Origin of the sequence: Burkholderia sp. Bmkn7, from assembly GCF_041103175.1 — a bacterium.
Classification (GTDB): Bacteria; Pseudomonadota; Gammaproteobacteria; order Burkholderiales; family Burkholderiaceae; genus Burkholderia; species Burkholderia cepacia.
Map to the genome: position 1 here is coordinate 1373714 of NZ_JBGCUH010000002.1, position 20264 is coordinate 1393977.

Sequence of the window (20264 nt, forward strand, 5' to 3'; positions counted from 1 at the left end):
AACCCGGAGAAGGGCTCGAATGACTGCAACCAAGGTTCATGTCCATCTGTTCCACGGCGCCGATCCGCGTACCTACCGGAAAGGCGAGAACATCGGCTGCCTGTACGGTTATCACCACGCCGAATCCGACGAATTCCGGCTGACCTATTCGCAGGACGGCGGCGAGAGCCGCGTCGCCAGCCTCGCGCGCCGCGCGCTGAAGGCGGCGCTCGGCTTCGACGTCGTGCATGCATGGCGCAACCGTGCCGCGCTGCTGAACACCGACGTGATCTGGACGCACACGGAGCAGGAGCACCTTGCGGCGTCGCTGATCCTGAAGCTGGCCGGCGAGCAGGGCAAACGTCCGCTGCTGCTCGCGCAGAGCGTGTGGCTGTTCGACAAGTGGGGCAGCTTCGGCGGCCCGCGCCGCTGGCTGTACCGCAAGCTGATCGCGCGCGCCGACGCGCTGACCACGCTGGCCCGCGACAACGCCGACCTGTGCCGCCGTTATCTCGGCCGCGAAGCCGAGTTCGTCTACTACGGGCTGAACACGCAGGATTTCCCGATCGTCGAGCCGCGGCAATGGCAACCGAACCGGCCGCTGCGGATCGCGGCGATCGGCAACGACCGCGACCGCGACTGGCGCACGTTCCTCGCCGCGTTCGGCGGCGACGCGCGCTACGACGTGCGGCTGGCCACCCGGCGCCGCGTGCCGCGCGAGTGGCATGCGCCGAACGTGAAGATCGGCTCGGCGTCGGGGCTCGCGAAGCAGCATGAACTGTACGCATGGGCCGACGTGATCGTCGTGCCGTTGCGGCCGAATTTCCACGCGTCGGGCATCACCGTGATGCTCGAGGCGGCTGCGGTCGGCAAGCCGATGATCGTGTCCGACGTCGGCGGCCTCAGCGACTACTTCCCGCACGATACGGCCGCCTACGTGCCGGCCTTCGACGCGCAGGCGATGCGCCAGGCCGCCGATCGCTTCGCGGCCGATCCGGTCGCGGCGCTGGGCTGCGCGCGCGCCGCCGCCGCGTGCCTGCGCGAGCGCGACCTGACCACGCAGGCGTTCGCCGAGCAGCACGTGCGGATCACGCGCGACATGCTGCGCCGGCGCCGGACGCCGGCGGCGGCGGGCCTCGCGATGCCGCTCGCGGATTCGCGCCCGTCGTCGCGGTGAGAGCGGATCGATGAGTACGATTGCCGCCGAACGCGCACCGTCGCGCCACCGCAGCTGGCTGCCCGAGCGGAAGCACTGGGTCGGACAGGCCGGGCTGTGGTCCTTCACCGCCGCGCTGATTGCCATTCATCAGGGCAAGGTGCTGACGCTCGCGTTTCCGGTGCTGGCCATCGCGGTCGGCATCTGGCTGTATTTCAAGAGTCCGGCGCGCTACGTCGGCTTCATGTGGTGGGTGTGGTTCCTGAGCCCGGAAGTGCGGCGTCTCGCCGACTGGTCGAAGGGCGCGTTCACGCCGACGAGCCTGATCCAGGTCGCGCCGCTCGCGGTGACGATGATCGCCGGCCTGGGCTTGATCCGGCATTACCGCGTGCTCGCGCAGCGGCGCGGCATCCCGATCCTGCTGATGCTGTTCGGGCTCGCGTACGCGTACCTCGTCGGGATCGTGTCGAGCGGCGTGATGGCCGCGACCTACGACCTCGCGAACTGGGTGTACCCGGTGCTGATCGGTTTTCACATCATGGTCAACGCCCGCGACTATCCCGAATACCGCGACGTGCTGCTGTCCACGTTCATGTGGGGCATGCTCGTGATGGGCCTGTACGGCGTCGTGCAGTACTTCGTGATGCCGCAGTGGGACGTGCTGTGGATGATCGGCTCCGACATGGGTTCGCAGGGCGAGCCGGTGCCGTACGGCGTGCGCGTGTTCAGCACGATGAATTCGTCCGGGCCGTTCGCGTTCGCGATCATGGGCGCGCTGGTGTTCGTGTTCGCCGCGCCGCAGAAGATCCGCTGGTTCGCGGGCGCGGCCGGCTTCGTGTCGTTCGCGCTGTGTCTCGTGCGTTCGACCTGGGGCGGCTGGGTGATCGCGCTCGCGATCCAGCTCGTGCAGTCGAGCAACCGCGTGCGGATGCGGATCCTGATCAGCGGCGTCGTGCTGGTCGGGCTGTGCGTGCCGCTCCTGACCGTCGGGCCGGTGGCCGACCGTCTCGGCGCGCGTCTGCAGTCGATCACGAACCTGAAGGACGACCGCAGCTACGACGACCGCAACAAGTTCTACGCCACCTTCGCGCAGACGGCGTTCACCGACGTCGCCGGCGAGGGGATGGGCGCGACGGGTGCATCCACGAAGCTGTCGAGCGACAGCGGCGAGCTCGGCAAGTACGGCAGCTTCGACAGCGGCGTGATGAACGTGCCTTTCGTGCTCGGCTGGCCCGGAACACTGCTGTATCTCTCGGGCGTCGTGATGCTGTTCGGCCGCACGCTGCGCGCGGCATTCAAGCTGCGCAACGACAAGTTCGTCGGCGCGTGCCTGAGCCTGTGCCTGTCGACCTTCGCGATGCTCGTGTTCACGAACTCGCTGATCGGTACGGGCGGCCTGCTGATGTTCACAGCCATTTTTTCGATACTAGCCGCGGCGCACTGGCAAAAGGCACAACGCCTGCTGGCCGCCGCGCATTCACGGGGAGGCGACCATTGAGAATCGCGATCGTCACGCACGTCGTGCGACATAACGACGGCCAGGGCCGCGTCAATTACGAAATCGCGCGCGCGGCGCTGGCCGAGAACTACGAGGTCACGCTGGTCGCGTCGCACGTCGCGCCCGAGCTGCTGGCCGACCCGCGCGTGCGCTGGGTGCCGGTGAAGGTCGGCGGCTTCTGGCCGTCGAATCTCGTCAAGCAGCAGGTGTTCGCGCTGAAGAGCGCGGCCTGGCTGCGCGCGCACCGCAGCGAATACGACGTGCTGCACGTGAACGGCTTCATCTCGTGGATCAAGGCCGACGTCAATACCGCGCACTTCGTGCACGGCGGCTGGTTCAAGAGTCCGTACTATCCGTTCGGGCCGACGAAGGGGCTGTGGTCGGCCTATCAGTATGTCTATACGCGCGTGAACACCACGCTCGAGCGCTGGGCGTACAAGCGGTCGCGCGCGATCACCGCCGTGTCGCAGAAGGTGGCCGACGAGATCGCCGGGCTCGGCATCGACAGCCGCAAGATCAGCGTGATCTACAACGGCGTCGACGGCAGCGCGTTCGCCGGTGCGCAGGCCGACCGTGCGGCGTTCAAGCTGCCGGACGACGCGTTCCTGCTGCTGTTCGTCGGCGACCTGCGCACGCCGCGCAAGAACCTCGGCACGGTGCTGAAGGCGCTGACGAAGCTGCCCGCGAACGTGCACCTGGCGGTGGCCGGTTATCTGCCCGGCAGCCCGTATCCGGAAGAGGCGCGCGCGCTCGGCATCGATGCGCGCGTGCATTTCCTCGGCCTCGTGAAAAACATGCCGACGCTGATGCGCTCGGTCGACGCCTACGTGTTCCCGTCGCGCTACGAAGCGATGAGCCTGTCGCTGCTGGAAGCGATGGCGGCAGGGCTGCCGGTCGTCACCGCGCGTACGGCGGGCGGCGCGGAAATCATCACGCGCGAATGCGGGATCGTGCTGGAGGACCCGGACGATCCGGCCGCGCTCGCGCAGGCGATCGGCTCGCTCGCGGCGTCGCGCGACACGTGCCGCGCGATGGGCGACGCGGCCCGCGAATTGATGACCCGTTTCGGCTGGGCGCACATGGGCGCCCAGTATGTCGCGCTCTACCGGCGCATCGGCCAACCCACGCAGCCGTCCGCCTTCGAGCGGGTCGAGCATGCAGTGACGCAGGAGCAATCGTAATGTCCCACTCTTCCCGGCCGATCAAATCGTTGCAGATCGGCATGCACTGGTTCCCCGAACGCGCGGGCGGCCTCGACCGGATGTACTACTCGCTCGTCGGCGCGCTGCCGGGCGCGGGCGTCGAGGTGCGCGGGCTCGTCGCCGGCTCGCAGAAGGTCGCCGACGACACGGGCGGCGCGATCCAGGGCTTCGGCCCCGCATCGGAGCCGCTCGCGCGCCGCATGCTCGCCGCGCGGCGCGCGCTGCGCGAGGAGATCCGCAGCGAGCGGCCGGACGTGATCTCGTCGCACTTCGCGCTGTACACGTTCCCGGGCCTCGACGTCACGCGCGGGATTCCGCAGGTGTCGCACTTCCAGGGGCCGTGGGCCGACGAAAGCCAGGTCGAGGGCGCCGCGTCGCTCGGCCAGCGCGCGAAGCGTTATCTCGAGCAGGCCGTCTATACGCGTTCGTCGCGGCTGATCGTGCTGTCGCAGGCGTTCGGCCAGATCCTGACGAACCGCTACGGGATCGATCCGTCGCGTGTGCGCGTGATTCCCGGTTGCGTCGATACCGCGCAGTTCGACACGCCGCTCACGCCCGCCGAGGCGCGGCACAAGCTGCAACTGCCGCAGGACCGGCCGATCGTGCTGGCCGTGCGCCGGCTCGTGCGGCGCATGGGGCTGGAGGACCTGATCGACGCGATCGGCCTCCTCAAGCACCGTCACCCGGACGTGCTGCTGCTGATCGCCGGCAAGGGCAAGATCGGCGAGGAACTGCAGCAGCGCATCGATGCGGCAGGCCTGCAGGACAACGTGAAGCTGCTTGGCTTCGTGCCGGACAACCATCTCGCCGCGCTGTACCGCGCGGCGACGGTCAGCGTCGTGCCGACGGTCGCGCTCGAAGGCTTCGGGCTGATCACCGTCGAATCGCTCGCGTCCGGCACGCCGGTGCTGGTCACGCCGGTCGGCGGATTGCCGGAGGCGGTGGCCGGGCTGTCCGACGATCTCGTGCTGCCGTCCACCGGCGCGGACGCGATCGCGGAAGGGCTCGGCGGTGCGCTGTCGGGCGCGATCACGCTGCCCGACGAGGCCGCGTGCAAGCGCTATGCACGCGATCATTTCGACAACGCGGTGATCGCGCGGCGCGTGGCCGGCGTGTACGAAGAGGCGATCCGGGCGGCAGGTTGAGCGCCCGTGGCGCGCAATCGGCGCGCCGAACGGGAAGCCGAACGGGAAGCCGAACCGGCGCGCATGCGCGGCCGGTTCGCGTGCCGGCCGCCTGCGCAGGGCCGGCTCGTTCACCCTATCCGATGCGCGACGCCGGCACGCGTCACGTGCGCCTGAGCGTCGCGGCCCAGACGCCGAGCGCCGCCACGCTCACGATCGCGCCGAGCACGCAGACGCCCGTCCATCCGGCGCGCGCATACATCATCGTCGATGCAATCGCGCCGAGCCCGCTGCCGGCCGAATAGAACAGCATGTAGCAGCCGACGAGGCGCGCGTGCGCATCGGGCCGCGTGCCGAGGATCATGCTCTGGTTGACGACGTGGACGGCCTGCCCGCCGACGTCGAGCAGCACGATGCCGACCACCAGCCATGCAATCGACGAATTGCCGAACGCGAGCGGCAGCCACGAGCACGCGAGCAGCGCGAGCGCGGCGCCGGTCGTCGCTTCGCCGTGCCCGCGATCCGCGAGCCGGCCCGCGCGGGCGGCGGCCGCCGCGCCCAGTGCGCCGACGAGGCCGAAGGCGCCGATCTGCGTATGCGACATCGCGTGCGGCGGTGCGCTCAGCGGCAGCACCAGTGCGCTCCAGAAGATGCTGAATGCCGCGAACATCAGCAGCGCGATCGCGCCGCGCACGCGCAGCACGCGTTCGTCGCGCAGCAGCGACACCATCGATCGCAGCAGCGCCGCGTAGCCGATGCGCTCGCGCGGCCCGTTTTCGTCCGGCGACAGTCGCGACAGCACGGCGAGCATGGCGATCGCGAGCGCGCCGGATACCAGATAGACGGCCCGCCAGCCCGCGATGTCGGTGACGACGCCGGCCAACGAGCGTGCGGCCAGCAACCCGACCACGACACCGCCTTGCGCGGCGCCCACCACGCGCCCGCGTTCGCCGGCGCCCGCGAGCGCGGCCGAGCATGCGATCAGCCCTTGCGTCATCGCGGTGCCGAGTAGTCCGACCGCGACCATCCCTGCCAGCAGCGCGATGCGCGTCGACGATGCGGCGACGCCGATGCAGGCCGCCGTCAGCAGCAGAAGCTGCACGGCGATCAGGCGCTTGCGGTTCAGCAGGTCGCCGAGGGGCACGACGAACAGCAGCGCGAGCGCACAGCCGAGCTGCGTCGCGGTGATGACGCCGCCGACCTTCGCCTGCGACACGCCGAAATCCCGCGCGATCGAATCGAGCAGCGGCTGCGCGTAGTAGACATTCGCGACACTGGCCGCGCAGCAGACGGCCAGCGTCGCGACGCGCGCCGTGGACAGGGTGCCGACTGCGGCCGGATGCGCGGCAGGCGCGGATGCGTTCGATGCAACGGTGCCGGAACGACAGGAAGACGCCATGGATTTCCTCGCGCAAAGTAGTTGCAAATTGAAACTGGTGTGAGTGTAGGAAAAGTAGTTTTAAAATGCAACCTGTTGTGCGGCGGGCGAGATGTCCGTGCACGGATGGCCGGTGTTGCCGAAAAGGCGGCCGGCAAGATTGCGGAGAGGCACATGGCCAGGCAGAAAAGTCTTGCGGATTCGCCGTGCCCGGTGGCGCGGGCGACCGATATCGTCGGCGATCGCTGGGCATTGCTGATCGTGCGCGATGCGTTCGACGGAGTGCGCCGGTTCGGCGATTTCCGCGCGAGCCTCGGCGTCGCGAGCAACATCCTGTCCGACCGGCTCAGGATGCTCGTGGATGCGGGCGTGTTCGACGTCGTGCCGGCGTCGGACGGCAGCGCGTATCAGGAGTACGTGCTGACCAGGAAGGGCGAAGGGCTGTTCCCGGTGATCGTGATGCTGCGGCAGTGGGGCGAGGCGAACCTGTTCGCGCGAGGCGAGCCGCATTCGGTGCTGGTCGACCGCCACACGGGGCGCGCGATCCGCAAGCTCGCGCTGCGCCACGACGACGGCCGGCCGGTGAAGGCGGGCGAGACGGTCGTGAAGAAGGTCGGCGACGAAACGGGCGCACGGCGGCGATGAGCGTCGTGCGCGACGGCTGCACGGTCGGATAGACTGTCGCGATCGTCGCCGACCGGAGCTGCATCGCCATGTCCCATCCGCTGGATTCCGCCGCTTATCGGCTGTTGCTCGACCTGCAGCGGCGCATTCACGACCACTGCGAGCGCGAGGGCGCCGAGGACGGGCGCGACCATGCCGATCCCGCGGAGCCGCTGTGGCAGACCGATTTCAACCATGTCACGGTCGCGCCGATGCGGGCGGGGCTGCACGTCCGGTACTTCGGCGGCGCCTGGGAGGAACCGTTCGACTGGACGCTGCAGTGTCTGGCGTTGCCGGACGTCGCGGATCTCGTGACCGACCTCGCGTTCAGCGGCATCGACGAAGGGGCGAACGGCACGCGCGAATGGGATTTCGGGCCGCTGCTCGATTCGGATGCGCGCTTCCCGATGCTGCGTTCGCTGTATGTGCGGCCGACCGAGCCGGCTGATCACAACCAGTCGATGATCGTGCGCCGCGACCTGATCATGCAGGAGGGCGGCGAGATTGCCCGCTTTGCCGCGAAGGCGCCATATCTCGCCGAGCTGACGGTGCCGAACGCGCCCGATGCGCGTTTCTTCGATGTCCCGCTTGCGCATCTCGAGCGGCTGCGCATCGGCGGCGGAGACGACACGCAGCAGTTCATCGATCGCCTGGCGGATTGCGACAACCTGCCGTCGCTCGGCTGGCTCGATTTCTCCGAGTCGACCGCATTGCATTCGACGTGGAAGCGCGAGCGCGACGCCGGCAGCGTGACGTCGTTCGACGCCTACGAGCGCCTGCTGAAGAGCCGCGCCGGCCAGCGGCTCCGCAGGCTGACGCTGAGAAACACCTGTCTCGACCGGGAGGCGCTCGAAGCGCTGCAGGCGCTGCATCCGCGGCTGTCGTTCATGGTGATCCAGGCCGGCAGCGGTGGTTACGTGAGTCACTTCAAGGACAACGTGTTTCCGTGGCGTCACCTGATCCAGCGGGACCCCGGCGACGCATGACCGCAGCCGTTTAATCGGCCGCCGGCACGGCCTGACGCACGGACGATGCGCCGCGATGCGCATCGGGCCGCACCAGCGTCGCGAGCAGCGCGGCGGCGGCCAGCAGCGCGACCGACACGGCCGTTTCGATCCGCAACCCGTTCACGACCTGCGCCGCGCCGCCGCCGCCGGCGAGTGCGCCGAACGCGGCCACGCCCATCGCGCCGCCGGCCTGCCGCGCGGTATTCAGCACGGCCGACGCGATGCCGGCCCGTTCGGGCGCGACCGACGCGAGTACGGCGGTCGTCATCGCCGGCACCGCGAAACCCATGCCCGACGGAATCAGCAGGAACGGCACGAGCAGGACGGCCAGCGGCGTCGACGCGTCGATGAAGTGCAGCGATCCGTAGCCGAGCGCGGCGACGAGCGCGCCCGCCAGCATCGGCGCGCGCGGGCCGTGACGTGCCACGACGCGGCCGCTCGCGAGGTTCGACAGCAGGAAGCCGCCCGTCAGCGGCAGGAACGCGAGGCCGGCCTGCAACGCCGATTCGCCGCGTGCGCGCTGCAGGTACAGCGCGAGCACGAACACGGTGCCGTAGTACGTGAGGTTTACGCAGATCCCGAACAGCACGGCCGCGCTGAACGTGCGATGGCGGAACAGCGACAGCGGCAGCATCGGCGTGGCCGTCCGCGTTTCCACCGCGACGAATGCGAGCGCGGCGAGCGTCGCCAGCGCGAAACCGCCGGCGACGACCGGATGCGTGAAGCCGAGCGGACGCCATTCGATCACGGCGCCGGTCAACGCGGTCAGCATCGCGATCGCGATGAACTGGCCGCGCAGGTCGAGTGCGCGGACGGAGCGGGATGGCGCGGCCGGCGTTGCCGCCGCACGGCACGCGGGTATCCACGCAAAGGCGGCCACCAGCCCGGCCGCACACAGCGGCAGGTTCACGAGGAAGATGCCGCGCCAGCCCCACGCCGCGATCAGCAGGCCACCGACGACCGGGCCGGCCGCGATCGAAATCGACCCGGCCGCCGTCCACCAGCCGACGGCCCGCGCGCGCAGGCGCGGGTCGTGCCGGCACGCATCGTTGAGCAGGGCAAGCGAATTGGGCAGCATCGCCGCGGCGCCGACGCCTTGCAGTGCGCGCGCCGCGATCAGCATCGCGGGCGCGCTCGCGGCGCCGCACGCGAGCGACGCAAGCGCGAACAGCACGAGGCCGGCGATGTACAGGCGGCGCGCGCCGAAGCGGTCGCCGAGCGCGCCACCCGACAGCATCAGTACCGCGAACGCGAGCGTGTACGCATCGACGACCCACTGCAGGCCGGCGACGGGCAAGCGCAGTTCGCCGGCGAGATGCGCGAGCGCGATGTTGACGATCGTCACGTCGAGCTGCGTGACGACGAAACCGGTGCTGACGGTCGCGACGACGCGGGCGAGCGCGGGCGGGAAGGCGGAGGAGGGGATGGTCGTGTCCATGCGCCAATCGTAGGGCGCGGCCGGCCGGCGATGTTTCAGCGGGACGTGAAGCGTCGAAGCGCCGGGGACGAAGCAGCAGGGCGGCGAGCGGGACGCAGTGGGGACGAAGCGGGGACGAAGCGGGGACGAAGCAAGAACGAAGCAGGAGCGAAGCAGGAGCGAAGCAGGAGCGAAGAATGTTGCGCTTGGGCCGACGTGAGCGCCGCGCGCCCAACCGTGCCGCTACGACCCGTGTTGACGCGTGCTCAGCGCGGAACCTTGGCGGCGTTCAATGCCGCTCGCCGCGCCAGCGTCCCGGCGCAACGCCGAAGCGCTTCGTGAACGCATGCGTAAACGTGCTTTGATCCGCGAAGCCGACCATCCCGGCGATATCGACGAGCGGATACCGGCCATCCGCGAGCAGGATCACGGCCGCGTCGAGCCTGAGCCGCTGCAGGTAGCGATGCGGCGTTTCGCCGAACGCATCGACGAACAGCTGATGAAAGCGGCGCATCCCGTAGCCGCAGTGCGCGGCGAGATCGGCGATGCGCAGCGGCTCGGCGAGCCGCGCGCGCAGCCAGCGGTCGATGCGCGCGAAATCGAGGCCCGATGCGGGCGCGGCGATGTCGCGTTCGTCGAGCAGCGCGCCGCACAGCCGGGCGGCGGCCTGCCACTGGAAACGGTGCACGGCCGCATGCGGCGCGTCGGCGGCAGGCGCTTCGAATTGCGCGGCCGCCGCCGCGATCTGCGCGACCAGTGACGTCAGGGCCGGATCGATTGCCACGGCGCGCGCGCTGTCGAACAGCCGCTGCGGCACCGCGAGTGATGCGAGGGGAAGATTGAGCACGAGCTGGCGATTCTCGCCGAGGCCCGCGTAATCATGGCGCGCGCCGGCTGGAACCAGCCAGGCGCGGTGCCGGTCGAGACGCTGGCTGACGCCGTTCACCGCCATCACCATCGCGCCGTCGATGCCGAGCACGATCTGGTGAAAGTCGTGCACGTCCGACGCTTCGAGCGCGTCGTAGCGTTGCAGCGCGACAGTGGGGGACGGAAGGTGTGCCACGGGGCGGGGCGTCAGCCGGGGGCTCGTGTGCCGTGTCAGATGGCGAGCAGTTCGACTTCGAACACGAGCGTCGCATTCGGCGGAATCACGCCGCCTGCGCCGCGCGGGCCGTAACCGAGTTGCGGCGGGATCGTCAGGCGACGCACGCCGCCGACCTTCATGCCCTGCACGCCTTCGTCCCAGCCCTTGATGACCATGCCGCCGCCGAGCACGAACGCGAACGGGTCGTTGCGATCCTTGCTCGAATCGAATTTCTGACCGTCGGTCAGCCAGCCCGTGTAGTGGACGCTGACGGTCTGGCCGGCTTGCGCTGCGTCGCCGGTGCCTTCGGTCAGGTCTTCGTATTTGAGGCCCGATTCGGTCGTGATGACAGACATGACTTCTCCTGAAAAAGGATGGGTAAAACCGCTATTGTAGGCGAGCGCGCTGCGGGCCGCCGCTCATGGCTTTCGGCCGGTCGCACGCGTATCGCGGACGGCGGCGGGCCGTCGCGGCCGCGATCGCGCGGAACGCAAATGGAACGCGCGTTTGAATTTCCGGCCAGCCCCGCGACCGAGGTTGCACCGCGCGAGTGCGACGCGTGTATGAATCGGTGCTACCGGCGCGCTCGGCAACGTGCCGCTCAGGGTTGCCGGATTCCGTGAAATGCCCGCCACGCGGGGCTTCCGGGCCACCGCTGCGATGCGGTGCCGACTGCCGCGAACGGCTCGCGTGCGTTCACGTGCGTTCGAATCCCGCCGTGTCCGGACGCCGCTTGACCACCGTTTTTTCCGCCTTTTCGACCGTGCCCTGTTTGGAAGCGCGCATCTACCGCGCGGCTTGCGCGCGTCGCCGCGGGCGGCCTATCTTTACAGCTGTCGATGTCAAGATTTTGGCGGTGCGCGATGCGCCGCCCGAGCCCGCGCCGGCCGCGTCGGACGACGCGCCGGGCCGCTCCGGAACCAGGAGAACGATGAACATGAAGTCAGCCGCTTCCGCCACCGCAGCCGGGATCATGCCGGTGCGCCGCGACCTGCGCTTCGACCTGCCGGTCGAACGCGCGAAGGACTGGCATGGCCTCGGGTCGCACGTGACCCATTTCTTCAACGCGCTGTCGCTGCTGTTCCCGGCCGGCGAGCGCTTCTTCATGGATTCGGTGCGCAACTATCGCGACCGGATCGACGATCCCGTGCTGAAGCAGCAGGTGCTCGGCTTCATCGGCCAGGAGGCGATGCACACGCGCGAGCACATCGAGTACAACGAGCTGATGCAGGCGAACCACCTGCCCGCGCGCAAGCTCGACAAGCGTGTGTGGGCGGTGCTCGGCTACATGAAGCGCAAGCTGCCGCATTCGGTGCAGCTCGCGCACACGGTCGCGGCGGAGCACTACACCGCGATGCTTGCCGACTGGCTGCTGCGCGACCCGACGCGCCTGGAGGGTTCGGTCGAAGGCTACCGCCAGATGTGGATCTGGCACGCGCTCGAGGAAACCGAGCACAAGGCCGTGTCGTTCGACGTGTGGAACACCGCGATGGCGCCGGGGCTGCGTCGTTACCTGATCCGCATCGGCGTGTATCTGCTGACGACGCTGACGTTCTGGCCGACCGTGTTCCTGATGCACGCGACGCTGCTGTGGCGCGATCGCGGCGCCGGCCATCACGTGCGCGGCATGCTGCGGATGATCGCGTTCCTGTACGGGCCGCGCCGCGGGCTGTTTCCGCGCATCGCAGGCGAATGGCTGAGCTTCTTCCGGCCGGGCTTCCATCCGTGGGACCACGACAATCATCACCATCTCGCGCGCGTCGACGCGCTTGCCGCCACCTACGGCGAACACGGCGGCACGCCGGTCGGCCGTGGCCGTGCGAACGCGCCGGCGCCGCTCGCATCGGGCCGCTGATCTCGCCGCTGCGCCGGCGTGCGCGGCATCGGGCCGGGCGTGTTGCGTTCCTGCATCAGCCGGCTTCCTCTGACGATTGACCGAAATCAATTCGAACCGGCCGGGCGGGCATCCCGGCGGCCGGTCGACCGGCCGCGCACGCATGCGCGGCCGGGCCGATCCTGTCGGTGCCGCATCGCCCGAGAACGCCGAGCGCCAGCACCGGCGCGGCTTTGCGCGTCGCGTGGCCGCCCGTGGACCGCGCGCGCCGCGCACGCCACCGGGATAACACCCATCTAGCCGCGCGCCGGCCACATCGATATACCGTTGATGACACTGTCCACCTCACGCGCGATTCATGCACGAGGGGATTTTATTCGGACGGAAATGCGGCCAATATGTCGGTTCGATCGAGGTTCGTCGCAAGCGGCGGCGAGCCGGGCGCGCGATACCAATGCCAAGCGGGGAACAACGATGGTTGCTAGGTCACCTGAGGCAAACGGGCACACGGTGCCCGAGATGACGCATGTGTCCGTCACCGCGCCCGAGGATGGACGCAAGCTGTTCGTGATCATGCGTTCGCCCGACGAGCCGTTGCTTGCGCAACTGCGCGGGCTGGGCTGGGAAATCTCCGTCGCGAAGACCGCCGGCGCCGCGCAGAACATGACGTCCGGCGTGAGCGTCGCCGCCGGGCTGGTCGATTTCTCCGGGTTCACGTCGCGCGAGTATCCCGCGCTGAAGGCGTGCCTGAGCCAGCCGTCGATCGGCTGGATTTCCATCGCCCAGGCCGGTGTCACGATCGGCCCGGCCGTGCGCGAGCTGATCCGCAGCTACTGCTTCGACTACGTAACCCTTCCGTTGCCGTACGAGTGGATTTCGCACGTGCTCGGCCACGCGCGCGGGATGGCCGCGCTCGATCGCGTCGATGGCGCGGCGTACGCGGCGTCGATCGGCGAACACGGGATGATCGGCAACTGCGAGGCGATGCAGCAGCTGTTCAGCACGATCCGCAAGGTCGCGAAGACGGACGCGAGCGTGTTCATCTCGGGCGAGTCGGGCACCGGCAAGGAGCTGACGGCGCTCGCGATTCACGAGCGTTCCGGCCGCGGCAAGGGGCCGTTCATCGCGATCAATTGCGGCGCGATTCCGCATCACCTGCTGCAGTCGGAACTGTTCGGCTACGAGCGCGGCGCGTTCACCGGCGCGAACCAGCGTCGCGCGGGCCGGATCGAATCAGCGAACGGCGGCACGCTGTTTCTCGACGAAATCGGCGACATGCCGGTCGAAAGCCAGGCGAGCCTGCTGCGCTTCCTGCAGGAAGGGAAGATCGAGCGGCTCGGCGGGCAGGAATCGATTCCAGTCGACGTGCGGATCATCTCGGCCACCCACGTGGATCTCGACGGCGCGGTCGAGGCCGGGCGCTTTCGTGCCGACCTGTATCACCGCCTGTGCGTGCTGCGCATCCACGAGCCGCCGCTGCGCGCGCGCGGCAAGGACATCGACATCCTCGCGCACTACGTACTGCAGAAATACAAGGCCGATAGCGGCCGCAAGATCAGCGGCTTCACGTCGGCCGCGCTCGACGCGATGCGGCGCTACGAGTGGCCCGGCAACGTGCGCGAGCTGATCAACCGCGTGCGGCGCGCGATCGTGATGGCCGAAAGCCGGCTGCTGACGCCGCACGATCTCGGGCTCGATACGCCGGGCGAAACCGAACCCGTGACGCTCGAACAGGCGCGGGCGCTCGCCGAGCGCACCGCGATCGAGAATGCGCTGCTGCGCAACGATCACCGCATCAACAAGGCCGCCGCCGAACTCGGCATTTCGCGCGTGACGCTCTACCGGATGATGATCGAGCACGGGCTGAACGATCACGACAACAACGGCGGGAACGGCGACAACGGCGGGCACGACGGCGCGCCGTCCGGCGACGCGGGGCATCAGCGGGTCGGCTGAGCGGCGCACGTGCAACGCGTGAGCCGGTTCAGCGATAGGTCCAGAGCCGGTGCAGCACGAACGTGACGGGCGGTACGCACAGCACGACCGCGACGACGCTCCACGCGCGCGCCAGTCCGAGCGCCACGGCGCCGTGCGCAAGCAGCATCGTCACGACGAGGCCGACCATCGCGACGGCGAGAAAGCGCATGAAGTTGCCCCACGTCACGGGCGACGAAAAACTCCACAGCGTGTTGGCGAGATACGAGAACGCGGTCGAGCAGGCGAACGCGACCGCGTTCGCGGCTACGGGCGTCGCGTCGAACAGCGCGAACATCGCGGCCGCGATCAACGCATGCAGCGCGGTCGAACCGAGGCCCGACACACCGAAGCGAATCAGTCTGGCGCGTTCGGCGATATAGAGGGTACGGATCATCGGCGGGGCGATCGTTCGGGCGGTGGGGCGGCGTGTGTGGCGGTTTGCAGCGTCGTCGTGCGGCACGGCATCCGCCGGCCGGAGGCGCCGATGCGGACACGACGCGCGCCGGTTTCGCAGTATAGCCGTGCGCCCGGCCGGCCCGGCACCGGCGGATGGATGGTGCGGGCAACCCGCGGCCCGCGTGCTGCCGGCGACATGTAAAGCGCATGAAACATTTCGCGTCGGCGGCCATGCGAATTTTCGCGGCGAATCGGCGTGAACGGCCGGCCGTCCATCGGTAAAAATGCCGTGCTTCATTGTTCAGCCTTATCCGGCAAGCCAGGGCCGCCACGTGGCCCGCGCGTGCCGCGCGCCGCGTGTTTCAGTTTCGTAACTTCCCGCATTCGGCACCCGGTCCGGCCGCCACGCTGCCCGGCCGGCCCCTTGTCCGGACGGGCTCGCGCGAAGCTGGCCCGCTCCTTGCGAAAGTGGGCGTGCGAAAGTCGACGATGCACGGTCCGTCCGGTTCGGCAGCGAACCCTGTCAGTACCGGCCAGGACACGGTCCGCGGGGATGCGGCGGCGGAGCGCGGCGCAACAGCCGCGTTCCGGCGAGCACGGAGCGTCGTCGCCTGATCGTCGGGGCACCGGCCTGGTCCGGTTGCCGGAACAACCATCAGACTGACACGGGGTAGAAAAATGAACGATCGCCACACGCCGCGGCCGGCAGGCCGCGATCGCAGTGATGCTGAGCATCGCCGGTCGCATGTCGCTCTCTCGGCCGGCCGGCATGCATCGACAGGCCATCTCTCCGCGCCCGGTGCGAGGCGGATCCGGCTGATTGCCGGTCATCCACGCCGGGTCGGTACTTTCCTGCACGCGAACCCGATTCGCAAGGGCATGTGCGCTCGGGCGCCGGTACCTCGACGCCCGGTCTTCGCCTATTGACCGAAGCCGCACGATATCCGTTCGCGCCGGGCATCGTCGGTGCGAACGGTTGATCTGCAATCCGAATGAAGCGCGAGGGTCTTGCCGCGCGTGCGACGGATGATGCATTCGATGCGACGGCAAACGGCGTCATGCCGTTGCCGTCCGGTGGTGAGGGGAGGGGCGGTCGGACGCGCGCGACGGGAGTGGCGCCCGTACGCGCGCGACGCCGTTTCAGCCGCCGTAGATGTCGAAGTCGAAGTACTTCGACGCGAGCCGCTTGTAGGTGCCGTCCTTGACCATGTCGAGGATTGCGCCGTCGATCTTCGCCTTCAGGTCGGTGTCTTCCTTGCGCAGCCCGATGCCGGCGCCGATGCCGAGCACCTTCTCGTCGACGAGCTCCGGGCCGACGAACGTGTAGTTCGCGCCGCGCGACGATTTCAGGAACCCGATCGCGGCCTGTACTTCATCCTGCAGCGCCGCGTCGAGGCGGCCCGAGGTCAGGTCCGCGTACACGCCGTCCTGGTTCTGGTACGACACGACGTTCGCGCCTTGCTTGCCCCAGTACGCCTTTGCGTACGTTTCCTGCGTCGTGCCCTGCTCGACGCCGATCGATTTGCCCTTCAGCGATTCGGCCGTCGGCAGCAGCGGCGAGCCCTTCTTCACGACGAGCCGCGTCGGCTGGTTGTAGATCTTCGTCGTGAAGCCGATCTGCTGCGCACGCTGCGGCGTGATCGACATCGACGACAGCACCGCGTCGAACTTCTTCGCCTTCAGCGCCGGAATCATCCCGTCGAAATCGTTCTCGAGCCACACGCACTTCGCCTTCAGGCGCGCGCAGATCTCGTTGCCGAGGTCGATGTCGAAGCCGACGAGCTTGCCGTCGGGCGCCTTCGACTCGAACGGCGCGTAGCTGGCGTCGGTGCCGAAGCGGATGGTGGTCCAGTCCTTCGCGACGGCGGGGCCTGCGGATACCGCGAGCAGGGCGATCGAAACAGCGGCAATCAGTCTCTTCATGGTGCGTTCCTTGGCGGGGTGCTTCCGGTTCTGTGCGACACGGTTTCACGGACCCGAGCCGCATCTGCGCGCGGTGTCCGCACGGCCATTAACGCAGAAAATAAAATCAGAGTCCAGAATGGACAAAAAATATCGTTTTGCCGGATGCGTGAATCGGTCGCCGGGTGCCGACCCTTGCAAAAATGCGAAAATGGACTAATCTTGTTAGTAAATTCGTTTCGAGACTAACGATCATGTCACAGCCCGCCTACGAATCGCATTCCTCCCCGCCGCAGGCCTCGGTCGCGCAGATGTCGGCGGCCGGCCTGCGTGCGTTTTTCAACATCGCGCGCGACTGGGAACTGACGATCGACGAACAGATCGTGCTGCTCGGGTCGCCCGGCCGTTCGACGTTCTTCAAGTGGAAGGCCACGCCGGAATCGGCGCGGCTGCCGCGCGATACGCTCGAGCGGCTATCGCTGCTGCTCGGTATCTACAAGGCGTTGCAGATCCTGCTGCCGCAGCCGGCCGCGGCCGATGCGTGGGTCAAGCGGCCCAACGACGCGGCGCCGTTCGGCGGCAAGCGCGCACTCGACCGGATGCTCGCCGGCAATGTCGGCGATCTGGTCGCCGTCCGCCAATATCTCGACGCGATGCGAGGTGGCTGGGCGTGACGATGCCGATCCAAGCACAACAATGGCCCACGACCGCGGTCGACTGGGCGCCTGCCTATCGCGTGATCCCCACCCGTTTCCCGGCAATCAACCTGTTCGACCGCGTTGCGTCGGCGGACGATTTCGACGCGCTTTACGCGCTCGAATCGCTGACCAACGACCGCATTCGCAACGAAGTCGGCACGCTCGACCTCGTCCCGCCCGCCGAACGTCGCTACGGGCAGGGCTGGGGGCCGATCATGGCCGCGTTCACGCACCTGAATCCGCAGGGCAGCCGTTTTTCCGACGGCAGCTACGGCGTGTTCTACTGCGCGCGCTCGCGCGATACGGCGATCGCCGAAACGCGTTATCACAGCGCACTGTTCCTGGCGGCGACGAAGGAGCCGCCGATGCGCCAGCAGATGCGGCTCTATACGGTGATCGCGCAAGGCGACGTGGCTGACGTGCGCATGTGGCCGAAACGCGATCCGGCGTTGCTGCACCCGCTCGATTACAGCGCCGGGCAGGCGCTCGGCCGCGCGGTGCGCAATGCCGGCGGTGCGGGGATCGTCTATCCGTCGGTGCGCGACCCGCGCGGCGAGTGCCTGGCGGCGTTCCGCACCGCGCTGCTGCGCGATTGCCATCACGCGGCCTACCTCGAATACAACTGGAACGGCTCGGCCGTCGATGCGGTGTTCGAACTGAACCAGGTCGGCTAGCGTGCGCGCGCGGGCATCAGGGCATCAGGGCAACGGCCAGTCGCCCGCGTGGCGTTCGCGCGCCTCGGCCTGCGTCATCGACCAGGTGCGCCCGGTGCGCGGCTCGACGAGCGTGAGCCGCCCGGCCGGTGCGAACGCACCCGTGTCGATGAACCACTGCGCGCCGATCCGCTGCGGTGCGCGCACCGGCGTGTGCCCGGTGCAGGTCAGCGACAGACCGGCCTGTCGCGCCGGATCGGCGAGCCCCTGGACGAGATCGCGGCCCCAGATCAGCCGTTCGCGCACGTCGTGCGAATAGTTGCCCGTGTCGAGATCGGCGTCCGAGCCGAAGAATTCCGCATGCAGCACGTTGAAGCGCCCGGGGCCGTCGCCGATCACGCGCACCAGCGGCAGCGCGTCGACGCGCGCCGCGTGCGCGTGCAGCCGTTCCGCCGGCAGGTCGGCGCCCCAGTCGCCGCCGATTCCGCGCCACGCGTCGGGCGACAGCTTGCCGCGCGCCACGAGGCTCAGCACCTCCTCGTGATTGCCGCGCACGACGTGGCACCACGGGCGGTCGAGCAGATCGAGCGTGGTTTCGGATGCAGGGCCGCGGTCGACGAGGTCGCCGACCGAGAACAGGCGGTCGCGAGCCGGATCGAAGCGGGTGTCGTGCAACAGCGCGCGCAGCACATCCACGCAGCCGTGCAGGTCGCCGACGACGAAGTCACGGCCGGCCGTATTCGCGGGATGGTGGCAGAGGGGGGCGGTGGCAGTCATCCCATTATCTTAGGCGCTCGCGCCCATCGCCACGTCACGACGGAATGACGATAATCGGGGCGCTACCCGCCGGTGCGGCGCGGCGGGGGTGTCCCGCGCGTCGGCCGAACCCTTTCCATCCGCTTTCGGAATCACACAATGACGTTTTATCCGCAGGTATTACGCAACCGGCCGCGCATGGTCGCGGCGTTCGTCGCGGGCGTGCTGTGCGCGGTGCTGCTGCCGTTTCCGCTGCGTCCGACCGTGCGTGCGCTGATCGGCTGGGATTGTGCGATCTGGCTGTATCTCGCGCTGATGTGGGTGCGCATGGTCACCGCGCACCATTCCAAGGTGCGTGAAATCGCGATCCGCGAGGATGAAAGCGCGACGACCGTGCTGACGGTCGTCTGCCTCGCGACGGTCGCGAGCGTGGCCGCGATCGCGATCGAACTGGCGACCGCCAAGGGCGTCGGGTTTCGCGCGGGGCTCGGCCATTACGCGGTGACGGGCGCGACGTTGTTCGGCGCATGGTTCCTGATCCCGACGATCTTCACGCTGCACTACGCGCGCCTCTATTACGGCTCGGCATCCAACGACCGCGCGCTGCGCTTTCCCGACAGCAATCCGGAACCCGACTACTGGGATTTCCTGTATTTCGCGTTCACGCTCGCGGTCGCGTCGCAGACGGCCGACGTGTCGCTGGCGAACCGCTCCGCGCGGCGCTCGGTACTCGCGCAGTCGATCCTGTCGTTCTACTTCAACATGGCCGTGCTCGGGCTGTCGATCAACGTGGCAGCCGGCCTGCTGAGCTGACGCGGGCCGCGGTCGTGCGCCGCGTCATTTGAGCAGTTCGTACGGGCCGCCGCGCTCCAGCGCGCGCCGGTAGGCCGGCCGTGCGTGGATCGCGTCGAGAAAGCGCGCGATCGCGGGATGCCGACCATCGCCGCCGCGCGCGGTCGCGGCCTCGAGCGGAAAGCTCATCTGGATGTCGGCCGCGCTGAAGCTGTCGCCGACGAACCAGCCGGTGCGCTGCAGCGCACCGTCGACATGGCCGAGATGCAGCGCGATCTGCGGATCGACGAAGCCCGACTGCAGCGTGTCGGCGATCTTGCGCGCAATCGGCCGCGCGAAGAACGGCATCGGTGCATGCGCGATCCGCAGCGCGACGAGCTTGAGCAGCAGCGGCGGCATCGCCGATCCTTCCGCGTAGTGCAGCCAGTACGTGTAGTCGTGCCGCTCCGGCGTGCCGGGCGGCGGCGCCAGGCGCCCGTTGGCGTAGCGTTCGACCAGGTATTCGATGATCGCGCCCGATTCGGCGAACGTGCGGCCCTCGTCGGTCACGACCGGCGACTTGCCGAGCGGATGGATCGCGCGCAACTCGGGCGGTGCGAGCATCGTCTTCGGGTCGCGCGCGTAGCGCACGATCTCGTACGGCACATCCAGTTCTTCGAGCAGCCAGAGCACGCGCTGCGAGCGCGAGTTGTTCAGGTGATGGACGGTGAGCATGTCGACGCCGGAAGTGGGGGCGGGAACGACATCA

The 20264-nt window shown here is 68.6% G+C and carries 19 protein-coding genes; 11 read left to right on the forward strand and 8 right to left on the reverse strand.

All coding sequences use genetic code 11. From position 1 onward, the window contains the following. Positions 1–19 precede the first annotated feature (19 nt). Genes AB3K92_RS12170 through AB3K92_RS12185 form a run of 4 tightly spaced genes read left to right on the forward strand, consistent with a single transcriptional unit; the run spans position 20 to position 4980 of the window. Positions 20–1156, forward strand: coding sequence for a glycosyltransferase family 4 protein (locus tag AB3K92_RS12170; protein WP_059484097.1), 1137 nt, complete (start codon positions 20–22; stop codon positions 1154–1156). A gap of 10 nt (positions 1157–1166) precedes the next feature. Next, positions 1167–2633, forward strand: a complete 1467-nt coding sequence (locus AB3K92_RS12175; RefSeq protein WP_048022241.1) for an O-antigen ligase — start codon at positions 1167–1169, stop codon at positions 2631–2633. Then, positions 2630–3814 (forward strand): glycosyltransferase family 4 protein, encoded by a 1185-nt coding sequence (locus AB3K92_RS12180; protein WP_048022243.1) that lies wholly within the window; start codon positions 2630–2632, stop codon positions 3812–3814. The genes AB3K92_RS12175 and AB3K92_RS12180 overlap by 4 nt, the downstream gene beginning before the upstream one ends. Beyond that, positions 3814–4980: a glycosyltransferase family 4 protein gene (locus AB3K92_RS12185; protein ID WP_059493572.1), complete on the forward strand. Its 1167-nt coding sequence runs from the start codon at positions 3814–3816 to the stop codon at positions 4978–4980. The genes AB3K92_RS12180 and AB3K92_RS12185 overlap by 1 nt, the downstream gene beginning before the upstream one ends. A gap of 142 nt (positions 4981–5122) precedes the next feature. Here the strand turns inward: AB3K92_RS12185 and AB3K92_RS12190 are convergent, their stop codons facing one another. Then, positions 5123–6358: an MFS transporter gene (locus tag AB3K92_RS12190; protein WP_369465171.1), complete on the reverse strand. Its 1236-nt coding sequence runs from the start codon at positions 6356–6358 to the stop codon at positions 5123–5125. Between the two features lie 153 nt (positions 6359–6511). On the opposite strand from AB3K92_RS12190, the gene AB3K92_RS12195 reads away from it, so the two are divergent. Beyond that, on the forward strand, positions 6512–6982 hold the full coding sequence (locus AB3K92_RS12195) for a helix-turn-helix domain-containing protein (RefSeq protein ID WP_059859189.1): 471 nt from the start codon (positions 6512–6514) through the stop codon (positions 6980–6982). Positions 6983–7050: 68 nt separating this feature from the next. After that, positions 7051–7986 carry a hypothetical protein gene (locus AB3K92_RS12200; RefSeq protein ID WP_369465172.1) on the forward strand — a complete coding sequence of 312 codons (936 nt, stop codon included), beginning with the start codon at positions 7051–7053 and terminating at the stop codon, positions 7984–7986. 10 nt (positions 7987–7996) lie between these two features. Here AB3K92_RS12200 and AB3K92_RS12205 read toward each other — a convergent pair whose 3' ends face one another. The 3 genes from AB3K92_RS12205 to AB3K92_RS12215 all read right to left on the reverse strand — a co-directional run bounded on the left by AB3K92_RS12205 (position 7997) and on the right by AB3K92_RS12215 (position 10864). Next, complete coding sequence (locus AB3K92_RS12205) at positions 7997–9445, reverse strand: MFS transporter (protein WP_369465173.1); 1449 nt, start codon at positions 9443–9445, stop codon at positions 7997–7999. Positions 9446–9713: 268 nt separating this feature from the next. Next, positions 9714–10487 (reverse strand): AraC family transcriptional regulator, encoded by a 774-nt coding sequence (locus AB3K92_RS12210; protein ID WP_369465174.1) that lies wholly within the window; start codon positions 10485–10487, stop codon positions 9714–9716. A 35-nt stretch (positions 10488–10522) separates the two neighbouring features. Continuing rightward, the gene (locus AB3K92_RS12215) at positions 10523–10864 is read right to left on the reverse strand and encodes an FKBP-type peptidyl-prolyl cis-trans isomerase (RefSeq protein ID WP_021164331.1); all 342 of its coding nucleotides are present in this window, start codon (positions 10862–10864) and stop codon (positions 10523–10525) included. Positions 10865–11445: 581 nt separating this feature from the next. On the opposite strand from AB3K92_RS12215, the gene AB3K92_RS12220 reads away from it, so the two are divergent. After that, positions 11446–12363 carry a metal-dependent hydrolase gene (locus AB3K92_RS12220; RefSeq protein ID WP_104767448.1) on the forward strand — a complete coding sequence of 306 codons (918 nt, stop codon included), beginning with the start codon at positions 11446–11448 and terminating at the stop codon, positions 12361–12363. A gap of 453 nt (positions 12364–12816) precedes the next feature. Continuing rightward, a complete protein-coding gene (locus tag AB3K92_RS12225; RefSeq protein ID WP_042972653.1) occupies positions 12817–14298 on the forward strand; it encodes a sigma-54 dependent transcriptional regulator in 1482 nt (493 codons plus the stop codon). 28 nt (positions 14299–14326) lie between these two features. On the opposite strand, the gene AB3K92_RS12230 is transcribed toward AB3K92_RS12225, so the two are convergent. Then, positions 14327–14713, reverse strand: a complete 387-nt coding sequence (locus AB3K92_RS12230; protein WP_369465175.1) for a GtrA family protein — start codon at positions 14711–14713, stop codon at positions 14327–14329. A 1142-nt stretch (positions 14714–15855) separates the two neighbouring features. Beyond that, positions 15856–16638, reverse strand: a complete 783-nt coding sequence (locus AB3K92_RS12235) for an ABC transporter substrate-binding protein (RefSeq protein WP_021156310.1) — start codon at positions 16636–16638, stop codon at positions 15856–15858. Between the two features lie 233 nt (positions 16639–16871). Here AB3K92_RS12235 and AB3K92_RS12240 point away from each other — a divergent pair, with 233 nt between their 5' ends. Both AB3K92_RS12240 and AB3K92_RS12245 read left to right on the forward strand, forming a co-directional pair. Beyond that, positions 16872–17291 carry an MbcA/ParS/Xre antitoxin family protein gene (locus AB3K92_RS12240; RefSeq protein WP_042972651.1) on the forward strand — a complete coding sequence of 140 codons (420 nt, stop codon included), beginning with the start codon at positions 16872–16874 and terminating at the stop codon, positions 17289–17291. A 2-nt stretch (positions 17292–17293) separates the two neighbouring features. After that, positions 17294–17989: an RES family NAD+ phosphorylase gene (locus AB3K92_RS12245; RefSeq protein ID WP_048022260.1), complete on the forward strand. Its 696-nt coding sequence runs from the start codon at positions 17294–17296 to the stop codon at positions 17987–17989. 24 nt (positions 17990–18013) lie between these two features. On the opposite strand, the gene AB3K92_RS12250 is transcribed toward AB3K92_RS12245, so the two are convergent. After that, complete coding sequence (locus AB3K92_RS12250) at positions 18014–18745, reverse strand: metallophosphoesterase (RefSeq protein WP_042972649.1); 732 nt, start codon at positions 18743–18745, stop codon at positions 18014–18016. Between the two features lie 138 nt (positions 18746–18883). Between AB3K92_RS12250 and AB3K92_RS12255 the strand changes: the two genes are divergently transcribed. Beyond that, on the forward strand, positions 18884–19537 hold the full coding sequence (locus AB3K92_RS12255) for a DUF1345 domain-containing protein (protein WP_369465176.1): 654 nt from the start codon (positions 18884–18886) through the stop codon (positions 19535–19537). A 24-nt stretch (positions 19538–19561) separates the two neighbouring features. Here the strand turns inward: AB3K92_RS12255 and AB3K92_RS12260 are convergent, their stop codons facing one another. Further along, positions 19562–20230 (reverse strand): glutathione S-transferase, encoded by a 669-nt coding sequence (locus AB3K92_RS12260; RefSeq protein ID WP_369465177.1) that lies wholly within the window; start codon positions 20228–20230, stop codon positions 19562–19564. Positions 20231–20264 lie beyond the last annotated feature (34 nt).

What these genes read in the sequence shown, in the direction of transcription:
- AB3K92_RS12170 (WP_059484097.1), top strand. Translation starts at nt 20, where the DNA reads ATGACTGCAACCAAGGTTCATGTCCATCTGTTCCACGGCGCCGATCCG.
- AB3K92_RS12175 (WP_048022241.1), top strand. Translation starts at nt 1,167, where the DNA reads ATGAGTACGATTGCCGCCGAACGCGCACCGTCGCGCCACCGCAGCTGG.
- AB3K92_RS12185 (WP_059493572.1), top strand. Translation starts at nt 3,814, where the DNA reads ATGTCCCACTCTTCCCGGCCGATCAAATCGTTGCAGATCGGCATGCAC.
- AB3K92_RS12190 (WP_369465171.1), bottom strand. Translation starts at nt 6,358, where the DNA reads ATGGCGTCTTCCTGTCGTTCCGGCACCGTTGCATCGAACGCATCCGCG.
- AB3K92_RS12195 (WP_059859189.1), top strand. Translation starts at nt 6,512, where the DNA reads ATGGCCAGGCAGAAAAGTCTTGCGGATTCGCCGTGCCCGGTGGCGCGG.
- AB3K92_RS12200 (WP_369465172.1), top strand. Translation starts at nt 7,051, where the DNA reads ATGTCCCATCCGCTGGATTCCGCCGCTTATCGGCTGTTGCTCGACCTG.
- AB3K92_RS12205 (WP_369465173.1), bottom strand. Translation starts at nt 9,445, where the DNA reads ATGGACACGACCATCCCCTCCTCCGCCTTCCCGCCCGCGCTCGCCCGC.
- AB3K92_RS12215 (WP_021164331.1), bottom strand. Translation starts at nt 10,864, where the DNA reads ATGTCTGTCATCACGACCGAATCGGGCCTCAAATACGAAGACCTGACC.
- AB3K92_RS12220 (WP_104767448.1), top strand. Translation starts at nt 11,446, where the DNA reads ATGAAGTCAGCCGCTTCCGCCACCGCAGCCGGGATCATGCCGGTGCGC.
- AB3K92_RS12225 (WP_042972653.1), top strand. Translation starts at nt 12,817, where the DNA reads ATGGTTGCTAGGTCACCTGAGGCAAACGGGCACACGGTGCCCGAGATG.
- AB3K92_RS12230 (WP_369465175.1), bottom strand. Translation starts at nt 14,713, where the DNA reads ATGATCCGTACCCTCTATATCGCCGAACGCGCCAGACTGATTCGCTTC.
- AB3K92_RS12235 (WP_021156310.1), bottom strand. Translation starts at nt 16,638, where the DNA reads ATGAAGAGACTGATTGCCGCTGTTTCGATCGCCCTGCTCGCGGTATCC.
- AB3K92_RS12240 (WP_042972651.1), top strand. Translation starts at nt 16,872, where the DNA reads ATGTCACAGCCCGCCTACGAATCGCATTCCTCCCCGCCGCAGGCCTCG.
- AB3K92_RS12245 (WP_048022260.1), top strand. Translation starts at nt 17,294, where the DNA reads ATGCCGATCCAAGCACAACAATGGCCCACGACCGCGGTCGACTGGGCG.
- AB3K92_RS12250 (WP_042972649.1), bottom strand. Translation starts at nt 18,745, where the DNA reads ATGACTGCCACCGCCCCCCTCTGCCACCATCCCGCGAATACGGCCGGC.
- AB3K92_RS12255 (WP_369465176.1), top strand. Translation starts at nt 18,884, where the DNA reads ATGACGTTTTATCCGCAGGTATTACGCAACCGGCCGCGCATGGTCGCG.
- AB3K92_RS12260 (WP_369465177.1), bottom strand. Translation starts at nt 20,230, where the DNA reads ATGCTCACCGTCCATCACCTGAACAACTCGCGCTCGCAGCGCGTGCTC.